Source organism: Xanthovirga aplysinae, assembly GCF_009711365.1.
Taxonomy (GTDB): domain Bacteria; phylum Bacteroidota; class Bacteroidia; order Cytophagales; family Cyclobacteriaceae; genus Xanthovirga; species Xanthovirga aplysinae.
Window position 1 is genome coordinate 1 of the sequence record NZ_SMMB01000244.1, and the last position, 823, is coordinate 823.

Consider the following 823-nt stretch of genomic DNA (forward strand, 5'->3'; position numbering starts at 1 on the left):
CTAAATGAGGAAGGTTTATTGATGATCCATTCCACTCAACTATTTAAGAATCAATATTCAATAGAAATAAACTTCAACAACTTTCTTCATAAGTATTGTAAGGATATAGGTACTGAATTAGTGGAAGTAACTATAGAAGAAAAATTCCAGTGTTACCAAAAGTTATGGACTGTGGAAGAGCTGACTAAACATACAACTCTAGATACTATAGGGGTCATTCCTCTTGGGGGGATGGGGGAGTTTATAGATAATTCTAAGGATGAATATCTAAGGTATGCTAGATCCTCAGGGGGAAGATTAATATTATTGAAACTCCCGCCCCTGGAACATCCTTAGACTTTATTCCAACGGCTCTAAATGCAATGTTTAAACCTTACCTGGCAGCCCCTTAATTCCTACGGAAAGTTAATAGAGGCAGGTGTGTTAAAAGTCCTAGTGTGACGCTTGAACTAGTGGGGGAAATGGGGAATAGAAAAGGAAGGAGGCCAGGTTGTAACTTCTTTATTGGACCTGAGGAATTGGGTTGTAAGGGTTTACTACAGCTTTTTTATTCAGGATTAACTCCCACTAATTCAGGTTTCTAACATTAAATAGGGCATATCTCTATTTTTTTGATTTTACCTTAAGCAATAAAATTATGTTATTAGGCTGCTTTGAGCCTACCTAAGAGCAAGCTTCGACAATATTAAAAGCAAAATTATACATACCCAAATCCAAGAAGCATTTTTCGGAGCAGCCTTCTAGTACCTGAAGGGTTCCCATCCTAACCTAAAATCAATTCTAATGAAAAAACTACATTTTACAGAAGGCGGCCGTATGCTGC

The 823-nt window shown here is 37.3% G+C and carries 1 protein-coding gene; it reads left to right on the forward strand.

The window, feature by feature from the left end; all coding sequences use genetic code 11:
• Positions 1–336: hypothetical protein (locus tag E1171_RS23285; RefSeq protein WP_187696121.1), on the forward strand; the 336-nt coding region annotated here is incomplete at its 5' end.
• Positions 337–823 lie beyond the last annotated feature (487 nt).